Here is a 16,084-nt window from a genome sequence, read left to right as displayed (position 1 = left end):
CATGGCGGGAGTCGAAGCATCGGGGCGGTGAGCGGATCGGCAACCACAAGCCTTCCACTCGCCTGAGCAGGTGCGCCGCGCGATGTGGCTGATCGACACCACCGGCATGCATCGGAGCCATTGCTCAAGTATCTCAGGTGGTTGCCGCCACCGTGGTTCTCAGCACCTGGGCAGTTCCGTGAAACGCCAGCCAGATGCTAGACGGCGAAACGAAAACTCACCACATTCCGTAGCCGAATAACCTTAAGCCTGCCGTGCCCGATCGTGCCCCCAAGGACCTATTCCGCCGCTGACCAGAGACCGCCAGAGCGGCCAATATCGCAATACGTCCAGCTATACATGGGAGGCTGTTGGACCAGCGTGTTTCTGCTGGGCAAGGTCCCGGCCGTGTGCCAATTCCCAATCATCCAATCCACTCACCACGGCAATCTGGGTACGCACTGTGGCTTGTGGTTCGGCACACTCCATAGGATTACCCCCCGCGTATGGGATCAGTCGTCAGCGCGCTTCCCGGCTCCATCCGACTCAGCGCTGAGAGCAATGCCATATGCGTCGCAGTCGCCACCTGATGCAGGTCGAGCGGGAAATCACCGGGTACTCGTCTGTCTCCAGAAATCGTTAACAGCAGGCGAGGCCAGAAATACCCGTGCGCTATACCGCTGTAGGTGTTCCACAGCCACGTGACGTGGTCTTTAAGGATGTCGTGTCCTAGCTCTTCCCCCATTCCGGCGAGCTCCAGCGCTTCGAACATGACTGCACTCATGCCCTCGACGATTCGGCCATCCCCCGGAGGGTTACCTTTCGGCCACAATTCCCTGCGATGCTTCCCAAGCGTCTCCACCAGATCCTGCGGCGCAGCAAACGCCTGCATGCCTTCAAAATTGGCGAACTGTTCCAAGCCCTGCCTGCCGCTCTCGGTATCGCGTGCGACGACCTTATGCGCACGTTCGGCACGCTCATCCGGATCGGTGGGCAACAGTACGAAGAGGGTTCGAGCCGAACCTACCAACGCTGCACGCAACAAGGTCTGAAGTACAACCGGTGACGTTGGCACTTGGTTTTGGATTATGTAGCTGATCTGGTTCAGACAGGAATATGCGGTCTCCAAACCCACTGCAACCACACCGGTAATGTCGACGGGACCGTGCGGCATCGCTTCATGCAGCCAAGCGAGCTCGGAGGCCTCAGAGTCATTTCGAGCTTCGAGGAACTCATTCCAGTAATCTTCGACCGGACCGTCTATCACTTGCAGGGCGCGGTTGAGCATCTCGGCGACCTCCGGGTCGTCCAAACCAAGACCAATCATGGCTCAATCGTCTCACTAGAAGAGGACTGATTTCAGACACGCCACTCACACCATGGGAGGCTTTGCCGCTCCAGATGACCGCGCGGCAGCAGGATTAGCACCAGTAAGGTACGTCTTCTGCCCTGAGCAGCTTCGCGCATTATCCGCAACACCAATCGAGCGCTAACAAGTCGGGGCTACTGGACGAAACAGGTCACACATTAGGCACAGCTCCTGTTCGTGGAGCAGTCTTGTCAGAAGTTAGAGCGAAAATCTAAACTCCACCACGTCGCCACACATACCAACCTCTGGGACCGACAGCCCAAAGGACTACTTTCGTTTTCTGCAACTAGTTGCTATCTTGGCACCATGAAGGACGCCGAACCGAGCGAGCACCAGAACGTCACTGCCATCGAAGCACAGCGCCTGCTTGACTCAATGCCGCCGAGACCTCGGCGAGTTTTCAGCGCCGGTGACCATCTGAGCGCGATTGCCACGATCGCGCTGTCATTCGCGTCCGGGCTTCTCGCGCTGAGCGGATTTCCCTGGTGGGCCATCCCACTCACCTTAGGCGCAATCGTCACGTCAAACGTCTGGATCTCCAAGCGACTGAGCCAGCCGAACGAGCCCAGGCTAAAGGGGACCATCATCTCCGCAGCATTCGCCGTCTGGCTCCTGATCCCCGTCTGGCGGGGCCTCGTGCATGGCGAGACGATTCCGTTCCCTGAAGCGTTCATCTTCGCGGGCTTGGCCCCTGCGGCATGGCTGGTGTTCTATGTCGTGCTTCTGATCCGCCGCTGACATGTCGTATGCAGAAATCGATGCACACCTGGTCGCACCCAAGCGATTCGTCACGCTGTCGTACCTGAGTCAGGTCGAACAAGCGGACTTCCCTGCTCTGCAAGATACAACGGGCTTGTCGATGCCCGACCTTTCCAAGATCCTCCGAGACCTGGAGGATCGCGGCCTGGTGGAGATCTCCAAGGAGCGTAAGAACCGGTACGGGACAACGCTGGTTCAGCTGACGCCAGACGGCAGACGCACGTTCCTGAACCTCGTGGCGACCCTCAACCGCATTGCCGGCAACTAAACGGACTGGCCGCGCAACCTTCGAAGACCGGAGCACCATGACCCCGAAGTACACTCGAGTCGCCGGCGGGAGCTTCACTCCCCTGGAAAACAGACTGCTGGCCATTCTCTGCAGCGGCACAGGCACCGCATCTTCAATCGCACGGTCCCAGCTCACAGAAGCCACCTGGGGTGGCTACGAGCACGACGACTGCGCTTGCTTCCTCATCTCCGTCACACCCGCTGCCAATGCTCAAGGCATCATGCATGACGGTGGCCCCTTCAGCTTCGCCGAAGTATCCGATGGAGAAACAACGCTCGGACTACTCGAGCTCTGGGTCGTCGATGAACGCCTGCACTCCGTCAACTACATGCCCTTCGGCGATGACCATGTCGAACTACCATCGCCAGAGAACTACACGATCACACTGATCGAGAACGAGTGACGCTCCTCAACAACCCCAGCGCCAGAGGTTAAAGCGCAAAACGAAATTCGACCGCATTCCGGCACATACCAACCTGTGGGTTCGACAGGTCTGCCTGGGACTGCAGAGAGGTCATCCGGCATCTGGGCAACGGCCGAGTGCACCGACACGACCTTCGGAGCGCGGCCACGGGGACAGTGTCATCGATGCCGGACCGGGTCGGTTCTGGGGACGACGAGCCCGGCGTCATAGGCGGCGATGACGAGTTGAGCGCGGTCGCGGGCTGAGGTCTTGCTCAGCAGGCGCGACATGTGGTGCTTGACGGTCTTCACCGCGAGGTGGAGACGGCCGGCGATCTCGTCGTTGGACAGCCCTTGTGCGACGAGGCCGAGCACTTCGGTCTCGCGCTCGGTGAGACCGAAGGTTCCCAGCTGTCCAGGGTTGGTCTGTCTCGGTTCGGTGTCGAGGTAGCTCTCGATGAGACGAGTGAGGATGCTCGGTGCGAACAGGGACTCTGCATCGTGGGTGCGCTTGATCGCATCGATAAGCTCAGTCGGCCGAGCGTCTTTGAGGAGGAATCCACTGGCCCCGTTGCGCAGTGCCTGGTGGACGTACTCGTCGAGCGCGAACATGCTCAGGACGATGACACGTGTGTGACCGAGTTCTGGAACTGAACAGATGCGCCGGGTCGCGTCCAGTCCGTCCAAGCGAGGCATCCGCACATCCATGAGGACCACGTCCGGCCGAGTCGTTCCGACGACCTCGAGCGCCTCCACGCCGTCGGATGCCTGCCCGACGACGCGGAGCCGAGGATCGGAAGCGATCACAGCGGCGAGGCTCTCGCGCAGCAGGCTGTGGTCGTCGACGAGGACAACCGTGATGACTTTCGACTGCTCGTCCACGCCCGTCATCGGTCCACCTCGAAGACGGCCCTCAGTTCATAGCCCGTCCCGGTGCAGTGCGGACCGGCATGCAACGTACCGCCCAGCGATTCGACCCGTTCACGGAGCCCGAGGAGCCCGTGGCCGGAACCGGGTTGCGCACGCCACGCCGGAGTGGGCCCTGCGTCTTGGACGCTCACGGTCACGGTCTCATCGTGGTCGAGTTCAATAGCGACGTTCGTCGGGCCGGCGTGGCGTGCGGAATTGGCCAGTCCTTCCCGGATGAGAGCCACTATCGCGCCGTGAAGACTGATCGGGATGTCGCCGAGGTCTCCATGTCTGATGCCGACAGTGAGGCCGGCGGATTGTGCCTGCGCGATGATCTCCGGCAACGCAGTGAGGTTCTCCGTAGGCTGCAGGGTGGCGCTCTCCTCGGGGGCCCGGAGCGCCTGGATGGTTCGGCGCAGTCCACTGGTCGCTTCGCGGCTGGTCGCCTCGATGTCGCTGAGCGCCTTCACGAGGACCTGCTCGCATTCAGTGAGCGTACTCTCGCCGTCCTGCTGCGCGAGATGGAGAGTACTCGAGGAGCGAACGGTGATCATGCCTAGTCCGTGGGAGACGAGGTCGTGCACTTCTCGTGCGACGCGGAGGCGTTCAGCCAGCAGGAGGGCGGAGGTCTCGAGGTCGTCCACCTCGAGGGCCAGGCGCTTTCTCTCGGCCCGCATCTCGGCCAAGAGCCAGAGAGTCCCTCCGAGCGCTACGACGAGGAACGCAACGATCGTCATGAGCGGATCCAGCCCGAATACCACCACTGCGAGCGCGACCAGCACCGCAGCGGTTGCCATGCCCACGATGAGTCGCCTCGAGACCTTTCGAGAGGGTGGCGTTGGCATGCCCTGAGTCTATTGAACTCCTCTGCGTCGGGCATCGGACCACGGTCCTACGGCCCCTGGTCCGTGACCAGGTCGAAGTCCAGGCCGGGGGCCGATGACGTGCACGTGACTCACCTCGTTCACTGGAGCGATGCAGAAGAAGATCGTCGCGTCGTCGCTCGTCGCACTGTTCGCCCTCTTGGGGTTCATGGCGGTGGTGCTCACGGACTTCCATGACCGGGCTTGGCCGCAGTCCGCGGGGGTCGAGTCGGAACTCACCCTGGATTTCTCGCACGCGTCAGTGGACCCTTTGGACACCGTTGACGTCCTCGTCACGTTGGGAGATGACTACGGACTGGGGCTGTTCAAAGCAGCTCCTGATCTCGGCGACACGGGCAAGGACGTCTTCGTCGCCTTGAACGGGCAGCAGGGTCACAGCGTCCAATGGTTCGGTGGGCAGCCCGCTTCCATCGTGCTCGGGCCAGACCGCCTGATCCACTCGTCCCCTGACGGGACGTACTACGTGCAGGACTCTTCCCGCCTTGATGAAGCTGTCGACCAGCTCCAGCAGCGCAATGTCGGTGTGGTGCGCACAGACGCATCTGTGCTCGATACGGTGCGCCAGCTTGCCTCGGAGAGCGGATTCTTCGCACCTGTGCTGGCCGCAACTCTGCTCATGGCTGCGTTGTCCGTGTTCTGGCTCGCGTCACAGGCCCGGTCCAGGGCGCTGAGAGTCCTCGCAGGCGGCAGCCCTTGGCGCATCCAGGCGCAGGACGTGGGAGGTTTCCTCCTGCTACTCACGGCCTGCGCAGTGCTGGTCGCGGTCGTGTCCTGCGCTCTGGTTGGGACGCTGCGCGGCTGGGCCTACGTTCCCGTCTTCGCCGGGGGTCTGCTGGTGTTCGAGGGCGCCGCTGGGCTGATCTGCGCCGCGGTCATCCTCGTCGTGTCGTGCCTCGCCTGGCCGAGCGCGGACCTGTTCGCGACTCGAAGGCCGGCGGTCGGAGCACTGAAGGGACCGGCCCGGGTGGTGCAAGCGTCTACATTGCTCGCACTGATCGTCTGCGCAGGCCCTGCCTGGACGGCTTCCCAGGACGCTGGGCTCACCGCACGGCAGCTGGCGACGTGGAACGAGCTCTCGGACCAGGCCGCGTTGACCTTCGCACTGGGCGAAGAGTACTTCGACCCGATCGCCCCGGACTTCGCTCGCATGGTCACCTCGGCCGAGGACGATGGAGCTGCAGCCATGTCCTTCACGATCACTGCCGAAGACTGGGACGCCGACCTCGGCCCTTACTCCGCGATCTCCATCGTGACCCCGAACTGGCTTGAACTCGTGGGCAGTGCAGCTGATCCCGCTGTCCTCGAGGACGCCGACTCTCCGGCAACCGTGCGCATGCTCGAGCGGGAGTTCGGTGCTCAGTTCGATCTGTGGCGCGAGGGAACCGACACCGACTCCGCCGATGTGATCGCTGCCCTCGCGCTCCGAGTTCCCACGCCAGGGGTCACGTACCCGGTCACGTCCGGGGCCTCAGGTCAGTTGTCCTTCCGCGAGGACGTGCTTCTGCTCGTCGCTCCCAGCATCGACACAGTGTTCAACGACAGCAACATCATCAGCCTCGCCTCCTCGGGCAACGTCGTATTCACCGGGGTCGGACCCACGCAGCAGCGACTCGAAGACGCCGGGCTCGACGGCAGCGGGCTGGAAGGGCAGGGCATCCCAGGGACCATCTATCCGCTGTATGCCGCGGAACAGGGCATCCTCCAGGCCCAGTACGCGGCGTATCTCGCGCGTGTCCTCATCGTCTCCGTCGCTGCGCTGGCCGTCGCCTTCCTCGTCGCCACAGGCGTGAACGCCACGATCGCAGCCCTCCTCAACGCCCGACGCGACTTCCCGATGCGCCTGAGCGGTGCGACCTGGGAGCGCTCCGCGCGGTTGCGAGCGCTGAACGACTTGACCGTCGGCGGCCTGCTGCTCGGCATCGTCCTGGCATTCCACCTCAGCAACCCCGCAGCCTTCGTGGCGACAGCCGTGACGGGCGTCCTGGGACTCGCAACTCTGTACTGCAGCCACGGCGCGGCCGCAGCGGCTGTTTTCTCCCGCGTCACCCACCGCAAGCTCTGACGAAAGGACAACCATGATCATCGAAGCGCACGACGTGGGCGTCACCATCGGCCGCCGCCAGATCATCCACGGGGAATCCGTCCGATGCGTGCCGGGCGAGATGACCGCCTTGATCGGCCCCTCGGGTTCGGGCAAGACGACCCTTCTGCACACGCTCGGACTTCTGTTGCCTCCCACAGCGGGGCACGTGACCGCAGACGGCGTCGCCGTCTCCTCCTCCTGCACACGCAGAGCCTTCTGGCGCGACCATGCGGCATTCGTCCTGCAGGACTACGGGATCATCGACGACGAGCCCGTTGCATTCAACGTCGCGATGCGCAAGACCCGCAACGGCGCTGACCGAACGCTCCGAGCAGCTCTGGAGCACGTCGGCCTTTCGGACCGGGAGGGTGAGCTGGCGAGCCATCTCTCCGGCGGCGAGAAGCAGCGTCTGGCCCTGGCTCGCGCCGTCTATCGCGACGCGAGCGTCCTGTTCGTCGACGAACCGACTGCATCGCTCGACACTGACAACCGCCAGCTGGTCGTGGATCTGTTCGCCGACTTCGCACGCCGTGGGGCGACGGTCATCGTCTCCACCCATGACGACGAGATGATCGCGGCCTGCGACCACCGGCACCGAATGAACGCCCCGGCAGCGGTCGCTGCCACCCACTGAGGAGGAGAAGAAGGAATGTCTGAGAAGTTCATGCGCCGCAAGGCCCGCACCGGCCTCATCGTTGCCGTTGTCGCCTCGGTCGCCGGTGTGCTGACCGCTGGGGCCCTCGTCCTGGGAGGAGTCCTGCCCGTGGCAGGCGGCGTCACGCACCCTCCGTGCGAGCAGCTCCCGACCGCGGCGGAGGCACATCGAGCCCTGGACGGCAACCCCGAGCTCGCGGAGGAACTGCACCAAGCGGGCCCAGGGGTCACCGTGACCGTCGATTCGCCCGGATGCGAGAACGCGGACCAGGCTCTGATCGACGTCACCTACTCGAGCAACGACGAGCGCGACCGCATCGACGAGGTACTCACCGAAGGCAACGGCTTCGGTGTCCCGGTGTACGTCCACGAAGCATGACAAGACCGCTATTCAGCCGAAGAAGATCGATCCCCGTCGAGCTCCGAGTTTCGAGTCAGAGCGAGATTTGAGTCAGCGCTCCCACCGAGAGTACGCCCGCTGCACGACTCGAAACCGCCTCAGAACAGGCCATCCGAGGCCGCTTGCCGGCGACGCTCGCACACCCGCAGAAATGAGAACCAGCCCCTGCGGAAGCTCCGCAGGGGCCGATCAAAAGCGCAGGTCAGCGCAATGAGCGCTGGGCAACTCATGGTAGACCGGAACTCACCCATCGAGCCCAACCGGAGGGTCGAGAAGATAAAGCACCTGGTCAGAGGCGATTTCTAAACGTTGAAGCGGAACTCCACCGCATTCCGGCACATACCAACCTTTGGTTGCGTGTCTGGCTGGCATCGCCTCGGCCCCCACCTCGCCCCTTCCGGAGACGCAGAAGGTGGGGCAGCGGGGGCACGCGACCCGATCTCGCGTCCGCCTCTGTCGGCAGCCCCTGATAGGACATAATGACAGGTGACTGCGACCCACAGGGAGGTGACTTGGTGCTGCCTGCACTTGACGAGCAGACGGGCCTGCTTCCGCTGGGCCGATTCGGCGCGTCGTTGGAAGAGATCAAATCCCACTACGTTGACGATCCCCGGTTCGCGAAGTCGGCGACCCGCGCCGAGATCTGGCAGCACTTCGAGTCCGCTACCGACGGCATCCGCTCTGTCATCCCCGTGGTGTGCGTATGGGTGGGTGGCAGCTTCCTTACCGACAAGATCGATCCTGACGACATCGACCTCGTCTACTGGGGCGAAGACGTGCTCGTTGACCAGGTGACCGACCCCAAGGATCGGTACATCCTGCAGATGTTCGGGATGAACCAGGTCCGACCAGCGACGGGCCTGCGCGTTGATACTCGATACTGCCTATGGCACGTGTTCCCCGAGGCGGACCGCGCCCACTCAGTCGAGCACCAGTCATATGCGTTGAATCGTGGCTACTGGGATGACTTCTGGATGCGCAAGCGCAACGGCGCGAAGGAAGATCCTCCGCAACGGCCGGATGCCCTACCGCAGCGCGGCTACTTCGAAGTGACTCTGGACGGTTTCCATGGCGTTTGACTGGGAGCAGTTCAAGGCCAACGTCCAAGGCGAAGCTGAGTGGCAGGACGCAGATGATCTTGCGCGCATGAGCATCGAGACTCTGCGCGCTGAGCACGGCTTGCTGCGGCGCGACGCTTCTTCAGGGTCTCTGCGCCTGACTGGGCCAGGAATCACGATCCACTCGGGAGCGATCGACGGGATTGCTGACACGCTTCGCAATTTTCAGCGCCTGGTGCTTGCGACAGGCCTCGCGGTGAAGGGGCACAAGTCGTTGCGTGGGCAACCGCCCGCCGACGTCGTCTCGAAGACCCGACTGAACCTCAATGGTTCACCACTGCCGGGAAGCCTCATCCTGCAGATCGTGCCGACGACTTCGCCAGCGGACGAGATCTCACCCGATGGCCAAGTCGGGCTGTTCGGAGACGACAATGCAGAGCCCCAGTTGATCGACACCGCCATGAAGCGAGCACTGGGACTGCTCGAGGACGGACGTCGTCTCGGCCCAGATGCCGACACCAGTGACTTCTTGGCGCGCATCCGCGAGTACGGACCGCGCGTCGCCACGACGTTGCGCGACTTCTCGACAGGTCTGGTGAAATCAGGGTTCGAGCCTGATCTCACTTGGTCCCAGCCTCGCCAGGCGCGCCTGCGCACGCGCCTCTCCACGGCTGAACTCGCTCACATTGGAGAGCTCATCGCTTCTCGGGAACTCGAGCTCGAGCCGACCACCATCCGCGGCATCTTGCGGACTGTCAGCGAGATCAGCGCTTGGCAGCTGGAGATCGAGGACGGCGAGATCGTCAAGATCGACGCGAAGAAGATCCCTGCGGCGAACACTGCAACGCTGCGCACCGGCATGTCAGTTTCAGTCGATGTGTCAGTCACGGAAGAAACCGGCCCTGCCGGCGAAGTTAAGCCCAAGTACACGGCGACGTCGTTCACAGTGCTGAGCAACCCGTAAGGCCGAGTCGTTACACCACATCTAGTCCAACGGCTGGATCCGGAGGTTGGTCCGCGGCGGCAAATCCCAGCCGTGACGCGCATGAATTTCCCTAACCAACTCTTCCGCGTTGACCTGGAGCTTGGCAAGTGCAGCCGCGTCGTGGCCGACTGATCGTAAATGGCGCAGGTTGCTGCTCAGCGCGTGCGCCCAACTCATCAGCGGGTCGAGGTTCGCCACCCGCCGCTCAACGGTGTCGCCGGGCTTGGCGGCCTCAATCACCTGGCGGCCGATGGTCGCGCCCAGCGTGCGCTCGGCCTCCAGCCACGAGTCGATACCATCCCAGCCGTCGAGCTGGTCGACGAGCGCGATCGACGTGATGCGCAGGTTGGCGAGCCGCTCCCCCACCGGCTCGGCCGTCGGATCGAACCCGATTAGGCGCTGCACGGCTTCCTGCACCGCGAACCAGCGTGCGTCCTCGGCCGCCTTGCGCGACTCGGCGAGTGCCTCGTTCGCGCGCTTGTTCGCTTGGTAAGTGCCGACGCCGGCGATCAGCAGCGACAGGGCCGAGATCACCAGCGCGAGGACATCCATGGCTCGATCCTGCCACTACAAGAAGCAGTTCCTGAAGCACTTCCGGCTATTGCTTGCCCGAGGCGCGTCAGCCGACTAACCCGCGCTCACTACGATGCTCCGCGCGGCGACCAATCCCTACAGCGCGAATCTCCACTCCACCGATTTCCGGTACATACCACCCTCTTGAGGTGTGCAGTGAAGCGCTCGGCCCCGCGTCCGGGACCGACAGCTTGCGTTCGACGTCAACGATAGGTCTCGTGCAACGCCTCCTCGATCTGAGACGGAGTCGGTGCACCGGCGTACCCGCGCTCAGTCGCGTAGACCCGGCACGCGAGCGAGCGAACCGGTTGCGTCGGAAACAGGTCGACGCCGTCGACGAGGATCGTGGGCGAGCCTCCGAATCGGGTGTTCGCCGCTTCGGTCTCGGTGTGGATCGTTACCAGCTCGATGGGCACTTCCGCGAGCTCGGCGGCATCCAGCGCGGCGCGCGCGTTTGCTTCGGCGATGGCCGTGTTCGGGCAGTCGACGATGTGCAGCAGTTCGACCTTCATACGATCTGCTCCTTCCGGGTCCGGGCCGCGCGCAAGCCATTGAGGATCACGATGACCTCCGCGATCTCGTGCACGAGCACCACGGCAGCGAGTCCCAGGACGCCGAAGAGGGCGAGCGGGAGCAGGGCGATGATGATCAGCAGCGACAGGATGATGTTCTGGTTGATGATGTGCCGTCCGCGCCGGGCATGGTCGAACGCGCGCGGCAGCAGCCGCAGGTCGTGCCCGGTGAACGCGACATCGGCCGACTCGATCGCGGCATCCGACCCGGTCGCGCCCATCGCGATCCCGATGTCCGCGGCGGCGAGGGCGGGGGCGTCGTTGATGCCGTCGCCGATCATCGCCACCGAACCATGCTGGCCGAGCTCAGCGATCGCAGCGGCCTTGTCCTCGGGGCGCAGCTCGGCGCGCACGTCCTCGATCCCGGCCTGCGCCGCGAGAGCGCGGGCGGTGCGGGCGTTGTCGCCGGTGAGCATCGTGACCCCGATGCACTGCGCGGCGAGCGTGCGGACGACCTCCGGGACCTCCAGGCGCAACTCGTCGCGGACGCCGATCGCAGCGACCGGCTCGCCGTCGCGGTGCACGATGACGACCGTCATGCCCTGCTCCTCCAGCCCTGCGACCCGGTCGCCGAGCGTCCCGGCGTCCAGCCAGCGGGGGCTGCCGACCGTGATCCGCGCGCCGTCGAGCTTGCCCTCGATGCCGTGCCCGGCCTGCTCGGTCACGTCCTCGGCTACTGAGGCCCCCGGCGCGGCGGCGGTGATCGCGGCCGCGAGCGGGTGGGTGCTGTGTTGCTCCAGCGCGGCCGCCCACGCCAGCGCCTGCGCCTCGGTGGTCCCGTCGGCGGTGAGAACGGCGTTGACGACGGGCTCGTTTCGGGTGAGGGTGCCGGTCTTGTCGACGGCGACGTGGCGGATCACGCCGAAGCGCTCGAACGCGGCACCGGACTTGATGATCACGCCGAACTTGCTCGCCGAGCCGATCGCGGCGACCACGGTCAGCGGCACGGAGATCGCCAGCGCGCACGGCGACGCCGCCACGAGGACGACCAGGGCGCGAGTGACCCACAGCTCGGGGTCGCCGAACAGCGAACCGATCAGCGCCACCAGGACGGCGAGGACGAGCACACCAGGGACGAGGGGTCGGGCGATGCGGTCGGCGAGGCGGGCGCGGTCTCCCTTCTCGGCCTGCGCCTGCTCAACGAGCTCCACGATCGTGGTCAGCGAGTTGTCGGTGCCCGCCGCGGTCGTCTCGACTTCCAGCGCGCCGGCGGAGTTGATTGCACCGGCCGAGACTGCATCTCCCAGCTCGACCTCGACCGGGATCGACTCTCCAGTGATCGCAGACGTATCCAAACTCGAACGACCCGTGACCACGACGCCGTCGGTCGCGATCCGTTCGCCCGGCCGCACCAGCATCAGCTGGCCCACCTGGAGGTCTTTCGCGGCGACCTCGACCGACGCGCCGTCGCGGCGGATGGTCGCTGTCTCAGGGACGAGCTTGAGCAGCGCCCGGAGCCCGCCGCGGGCGCGGTCCATCGCCTTGTCCTCCAGCGCCTCAGCGATCGAGTACAGGAACGCCAGGGCCGCGGCCTCCTCGACGTAGCCGAGGATCACCGCGCCAATGGCGCTGATCGTCATCAGCAGGCTGATGCCGAGCTTGCGCTTGAACAGTTTGCGGATCGCGCCCGGGGTGAACGTCGACGCTCCCAGCAGCAGACCGAGCCAGAACAGCACCAGCGCCAGAATCTCGAGCCCGGACCACTCCAGGACGAGACCGGTCAGGAAAGCGACGCCGGAGAGGACCGGGACCATGATCCCGCGGTCCCGCCACCAGGGTCGCTCCTGCACCTCCTCAACTGCTTCGCCGACCGTGGTCTCGGGCTCGTCGCAGCCGCACGCCGCGCTCATGCGCCTGCCCCCGTCCCGCAGCAGCCCGGCACCGGGCACTGGTCATCAACGCATGGCGCGTGCTCGTCGACGGCCAGCGTCACATCCACGAGCGCCGTGAGCGCCGCAGCAAGGTGCGGGTCGGCGATCTCGTAGCGCGTCTGCCGTCCCTCGGGCTCGGCGGCCACGATGCCACAGTCGCGCAGACAGGTCAGGTGGTTCGACACGTTCGACCGGGTCAGCTCCAGCTCGCGCGACAGCACCGCCGGATAGCTCGGGCCGTCGAGCAGGGTCATCAGGATCCGGGATCGCGTCGGGTCCGCCATGGCTCGGCCGAGCCGGTGCATGACGTCGAGGCGTGAAGTAATGGTCAGCATGCACTGAACTATACAGTGACTGCTGACCTATTTTGGTCATCGCATCGGCAGGTCAGACCACTCAATCGACGCCAGAGGTTATACGGCGAAACGAAATTCCACAACATCCCCATCAGCCATCACATAATCCTTACCCTCAATACGCACCTTGCCCGCAGCCTTGGCATCAGCCATGGAGCCTGCGGCAACCAGGTCGTCGAAGGACACGACTTCGGCCTTGATGAAGCCGCGCTCGAAGTCCGTGTGGATCACCCCGGCAGCCTTGGGTGCGGTGTCGCCCTTGTTGATGGTCCAGGCGCGGGATTCCTTGGGGCCGGCGGTGAGGTAAGTCTGCAAACCCAGAGTCTGGAAACCGGTGCGGGCCAACTTGTCCAGGCCGGATTCTTCCTGGCCGGACATTTCCAGCATCTCGCGCGCTTCCTCATCGGAGAGCTCCACCAGGTCGGACTCGAGCTTCGCGTCCAGGAACACAGCCTGCGCCGGTGCGACCAGATCAGACAGCTCCTGCTGCTTTTCCGGCGAGTCCAGCACTCCCTCATCAGCATTGAACACGTAGATGAACGGCTTGGCGGTCAGCAGGTTCAGCTCACGCAACTGATCGAGCTCGAGCTTCTCGGGACCGGCGGCCTCGAAAATCGTGCGGCCTTCCTCGAGCACCTTCTGCGCGGCCTGGTAGGCGGCCAGCTGCTCGGGCGAGCCCTTCTTGATCTTGACCTGCTTTTCGAGGCGCGGGATCGCGTTCTCCATGGTCTGCAGGTCCGCCAGCACCAGCTCGGTGTTGATGGTCTCCATGTCGGAGGCGGGATCGATCTTGCCGTCCACGTGGATCACGTCCGGGTCGTCGAACGCGCGCACCACCTGGGCGATCGCGTGCGCCTCACGGATGTTGGCCAAGAACTGGTTGCCCAGGCCCTCACCCTCGGACGCGCCCTTCACGATGCCCGCGATGTCCACGAAGGACACGGTCGCGGGCAGAATGCGCTCCGAGCCGAAGATCTCGGCGAGCGCGTTCAAGCGCGGGTCCGGCAGGTTCACCACACCAATGTTCGGCTCAATGGTCGCGAACGGATAGTTCGCGGCGAGCACCGTGTTCCGCGTGAGCGCGTTGAACAGCGTTGATTTACCGACGTTGGGAAGACCGACAATTCCAATAGTAAGAGCCACGGTAGGACAGTCTACCGCCGCCCACAGACACTCGCAGACCACCGGGCACACGTGAATACTGGGTCATAACGACGCCGCTCCAAGCCTTGGCTGCGCCGCCCACCAATTGTCTGGAGGCACCTCGTGAACTTGGCAGAACTCATCACCGGAGTGACCCGTACCGTAACGACCCAGGGGTCCCATCACACCGTGCAACTGGAGCACGTCTATGAAGCTTCCCCAGTGGAAATTTGGGACGCCATTACCCAGCCGCAGCGCCTCGAAAAATGGTTCGAGCCCACCGAGGGCGAACTCATCGAAGGCGGCCGCTACCAACTGACCGAGAGCGGCACCGAAGGCACCATCCAACGCTGCGACCGCCCACGATCGGTGAACATCACCTGGGAGTACGAAGGCGACGAAAGCGCCGTTCAGGTCACCCTGCAACCACTGGAGGGCGGCACCCACCTGACCATTCGCCACACCATGGAAGAAAACGACCACTGGCGCACCTACGGACCCGCCGCCACCGGCATCGGTTGGGAGAGCAGCCTCATGTCACTCGCGCTGCATCTCAATGCCGCGTCCAGCGACATCCTCCAGGATCTGTGCGATTTCGCGGGCTCGACCGAGGGCCACACCTACACGGACGACGCCGCGGACGCCTGGAAAACCGCCTACGTCCAGTCCGGCGCGGACGAAGATCAGGCCCAGCAGCAGGCCATCAAAACCGCCGCCTTCTACAAAGGCACGGAGTAAGTCAGGCTTTCGGATCAATCGACCGTTACGTCAACGCCACCTATAGAGGCCCAACGGAGAGTATTCAGCCCAACTGATCCAACAACCGCTCCGCGACCGGGATCCACTGCGGCCTGAACGTGTACACGCACACCAACCGCGCCCGAGTGGCTTCGCGGTACACCTCCATGCGGTGCGCATCGGCCCCCACCGCGCGCGCCGCCTCCGCAATCGCAACCCGCGCCACGTAGGCCATGTCCTCGCTGAGCAGCCCTTGCATCACCCGCAGGTCGACATGCACGTCCAGATTCGCCAAGTCCAGCTCACGATCGGCCAGTACAGCGGTGTCGAAATCGAGCAGTCCCATGCGTCGGTTACCGCAGTCGAACAGCATTTGCCCGTCGTGCAGATCGCGATGCGCCGGAACGAGCTCGCTTCGCGCACTCCCCCGGGAGGGTTCGTCCAAGGTCAGCAGCGCCTCCCGGATTCGCCCCTCGACCTCGGTCAAACGATCCGCATATCGATCGGCCAGCTCGCCCGGGTCGTGTTCGCGCACGTTCCCGAACCACGTAGCAACCACGTCGGCCTCCGCCGCGGCGTCGTGCACCTGCCACTCTTCGGACCCGCGGACGTCGCTCTGGACCATTCGCGCCCACGCCGCCGACCACTCGTCCCACGCGAGTTCCCAGCAGTCCTGTTCCAGTTCCATCATGGGTTGGCCGGGCACAGTGCTCAGAGTGACCGAATGCTCGGTGGTCTCCAACACGTCAGGCACCGAGAACCCCGCTCCCCCGGCGAGCGCGCCCATCGTGGTGGTGGCCGCCGCGACGTCGGCGGATTTGCCAGCCCGCAAGTGCTTCACGAAACCCTGCGAAGTTCGCTCGACCGCGCGTTTGCCCGCCCGATGGACGATCAGTTCGCCGCCCGGTTGCAGCGACGGCAGCTTGCGGTCCTTGGCGTACGGCGCCAGTTTCACACCGAACTCCGGGTCCTCCTTGACCGCGCGAATCCGCTGGAGCGAATCGCGACACTCATAAATCCGTTCTCCCTCTTTCCCCGGCCATGAACGACGCACAATTAA

Annotated in this window: 18 protein-coding genes; 9 read left to right on the top strand and 9 right to left on the bottom strand. The window is 64.3% G+C overall.

The features are described 5' to 3' along the window. Nucleotides 1-472: 472 nt before the first annotated feature. Complete coding sequence (locus CKW39_RS01040; protein ID WP_095796339.1) at nucleotides 473-1,306, bottom strand: hypothetical protein; 834 nt, start codon at nucleotides 1,304-1,306, stop codon at nucleotides 473-475. A 348-nt stretch (nucleotides 1,307-1,654) separates the two neighbouring features. On the opposite strand from CKW39_RS01040, the gene CKW39_RS01035 reads away from it, so the two are divergent. Genes CKW39_RS01035 through CKW39_RS01025 form a run of 3 tightly spaced genes read left to right on the top strand, consistent with a single transcriptional unit; the run spans nucleotide 1,655 to nucleotide 2,799 of the window. After that, on the top strand, nucleotides 1,655-2,086 hold the full coding sequence (locus tag CKW39_RS01035) for a hypothetical protein (RefSeq protein WP_095796338.1): 432 nt from the start codon (nucleotides 1,655-1,657) through the stop codon (nucleotides 2,084-2,086). Nucleotide 2,087: 1 nt separating this feature from the next. After that, nucleotides 2,088-2,375, top strand: coding sequence for a transcriptional regulator (locus CKW39_RS01030; protein WP_095796337.1), 288 nt, complete (start codon nucleotides 2,088-2,090; stop codon nucleotides 2,373-2,375). 37 nt (nucleotides 2,376-2,412) lie between these two features. Then, the gene (locus tag CKW39_RS01025; RefSeq protein ID WP_095796336.1) at nucleotides 2,413-2,799 is read left to right on the top strand and encodes a hypothetical protein; all 387 of its coding nucleotides are present in this window, start codon (nucleotides 2,413-2,415) and stop codon (nucleotides 2,797-2,799) included. 179 nt (nucleotides 2,800-2,978) lie between these two features. Here the strand turns inward: CKW39_RS01025 and CKW39_RS01020 are convergent, their stop codons facing one another. Further along, nucleotides 2,979-3,689 carry a response regulator transcription factor gene (locus CKW39_RS01020; protein ID WP_095796335.1) on the bottom strand — a complete coding sequence of 237 codons (711 nt, stop codon included), beginning with the start codon at nucleotides 3,687-3,689 and terminating at the stop codon, nucleotides 2,979-2,981. Then, a complete protein-coding gene (locus CKW39_RS01015) occupies nucleotides 3,686-4,552 on the bottom strand; it encodes a sensor histidine kinase (protein WP_095796334.1) in 867 nt (288 codons plus the stop codon). Before CKW39_RS01015 ends, CKW39_RS01020 begins: the two co-directional genes overlap by 4 nt. A gap of 130 nt (nucleotides 4,553-4,682) precedes the next feature. Here CKW39_RS01015 and CKW39_RS01010 point away from each other — a divergent pair, with 130 nt between their 5' ends. From CKW39_RS01010 to CKW39_RS00990, 5 genes are all read left to right on the top strand, one after another. Next, nucleotides 4,683-6,653 carry a hypothetical protein gene (locus CKW39_RS01010; RefSeq protein WP_095796333.1) on the top strand — a complete coding sequence of 657 codons (1,971 nt, stop codon included), beginning with the start codon at nucleotides 4,683-4,685 and terminating at the stop codon, nucleotides 6,651-6,653. Nucleotides 6,654-6,666: 13 nt separating this feature from the next. Then, complete coding sequence (locus tag CKW39_RS01005) at nucleotides 6,667-7,308, top strand: ABC transporter ATP-binding protein (protein WP_095796332.1); 642 nt, start codon at nucleotides 6,667-6,669, stop codon at nucleotides 7,306-7,308. 15 nt (nucleotides 7,309-7,323) lie between these two features. Then, on the top strand, nucleotides 7,324-7,707 hold the full coding sequence (locus tag CKW39_RS01000) for a hypothetical protein (RefSeq protein ID WP_095796331.1): 384 nt from the start codon (nucleotides 7,324-7,326) through the stop codon (nucleotides 7,705-7,707). 536 nt (nucleotides 7,708-8,243) lie between these two features. Further along, nucleotides 8,244-8,807, top strand: coding sequence for a hypothetical protein (locus tag CKW39_RS00995; RefSeq protein WP_095796330.1), 564 nt, complete (start codon nucleotides 8,244-8,246; stop codon nucleotides 8,805-8,807). Further along, nucleotides 8,797-9,750 carry a hypothetical protein gene (locus CKW39_RS00990; RefSeq protein WP_094450847.1) on the top strand — a complete coding sequence of 318 codons (954 nt, stop codon included), beginning with the start codon at nucleotides 8,797-8,799 and terminating at the stop codon, nucleotides 9,748-9,750. Before CKW39_RS00995 ends, CKW39_RS00990 begins: the two co-directional genes overlap by 11 nt. 21 nt (nucleotides 9,751-9,771) lie before the next feature. Here the strand turns inward: CKW39_RS00990 and CKW39_RS00985 are convergent, their stop codons facing one another. The 5 genes from CKW39_RS00985 to ychF all read right to left on the bottom strand — a co-directional run bounded on the left by CKW39_RS00985 (nucleotide 9,772) and on the right by ychF (nucleotide 14,286). Continuing rightward, nucleotides 9,772-10,323 carry a hypothetical protein gene (locus tag CKW39_RS00985; RefSeq protein ID WP_095796329.1) on the bottom strand — a complete coding sequence of 184 codons (552 nt, stop codon included), beginning with the start codon at nucleotides 10,321-10,323 and terminating at the stop codon, nucleotides 9,772-9,774. Between the two features lie 224 nt (nucleotides 10,324-10,547). Beyond that, nucleotides 10,548-10,856, bottom strand: coding sequence for a hypothetical protein (locus CKW39_RS00980; protein WP_012397801.1), 309 nt, complete (start codon nucleotides 10,854-10,856; stop codon nucleotides 10,548-10,550). Beyond that, nucleotides 10,853-12,766 (bottom strand): cation-translocating P-type ATPase, encoded by a 1,914-nt coding sequence (locus CKW39_RS00975; RefSeq protein ID WP_052327915.1) that lies wholly within the window; start codon nucleotides 12,764-12,766, stop codon nucleotides 10,853-10,855. Before CKW39_RS00975 ends, CKW39_RS00980 begins: the two co-directional genes overlap by 4 nt. Further along, nucleotides 12,763-13,122 (bottom strand): helix-turn-helix transcriptional regulator, encoded by a 360-nt coding sequence (locus CKW39_RS00970; RefSeq protein WP_094394497.1) that lies wholly within the window; start codon nucleotides 13,120-13,122, stop codon nucleotides 12,763-12,765. Before CKW39_RS00970 ends, CKW39_RS00975 begins: the two co-directional genes overlap by 4 nt. A gap of 78 nt (nucleotides 13,123-13,200) precedes the next feature. Continuing rightward, complete coding sequence (gene ychF / locus CKW39_RS00965; RefSeq protein ID WP_095796328.1) at nucleotides 13,201-14,286, bottom strand: redox-regulated ATPase YchF; 1,086 nt, start codon at nucleotides 14,284-14,286, stop codon at nucleotides 13,201-13,203. Nucleotides 14,287-14,409: 123 nt separating this feature from the next. Between ychF and CKW39_RS00960 the strand changes: the two genes are divergently transcribed. Continuing rightward, nucleotides 14,410-15,024 (top strand): SRPBCC domain-containing protein, encoded by a 615-nt coding sequence (locus CKW39_RS00960; RefSeq protein WP_158222892.1) that lies wholly within the window; start codon nucleotides 14,410-14,412, stop codon nucleotides 15,022-15,024. Nucleotides 15,025-15,088: 64 nt separating this feature from the next. On the opposite strand, the gene CKW39_RS00955 is transcribed toward CKW39_RS00960, so the two are convergent. Continuing rightward, nucleotides 15,089-15,979: a phosphotransferase gene (locus CKW39_RS00955; protein ID WP_158222891.1), complete on the bottom strand. Its 891-nt coding sequence runs from the start codon at nucleotides 15,977-15,979 to the stop codon at nucleotides 15,089-15,091. Between the last annotated feature and the right edge of the window lie 105 nt (nucleotides 15,980-16,084).

Origin of the sequence: Kocuria sp. WRN011 (assembly GCF_002295155.1) — a bacterium.
Lineage (GTDB): Bacteria > Actinomycetota > Actinomycetes > Actinomycetales > Micrococcaceae > Kocuria > Kocuria carniphila.
Note: the sequence above shows the minus strand (reverse complement) of the source record. Positions and strands in the feature narration are given on the sequence as shown.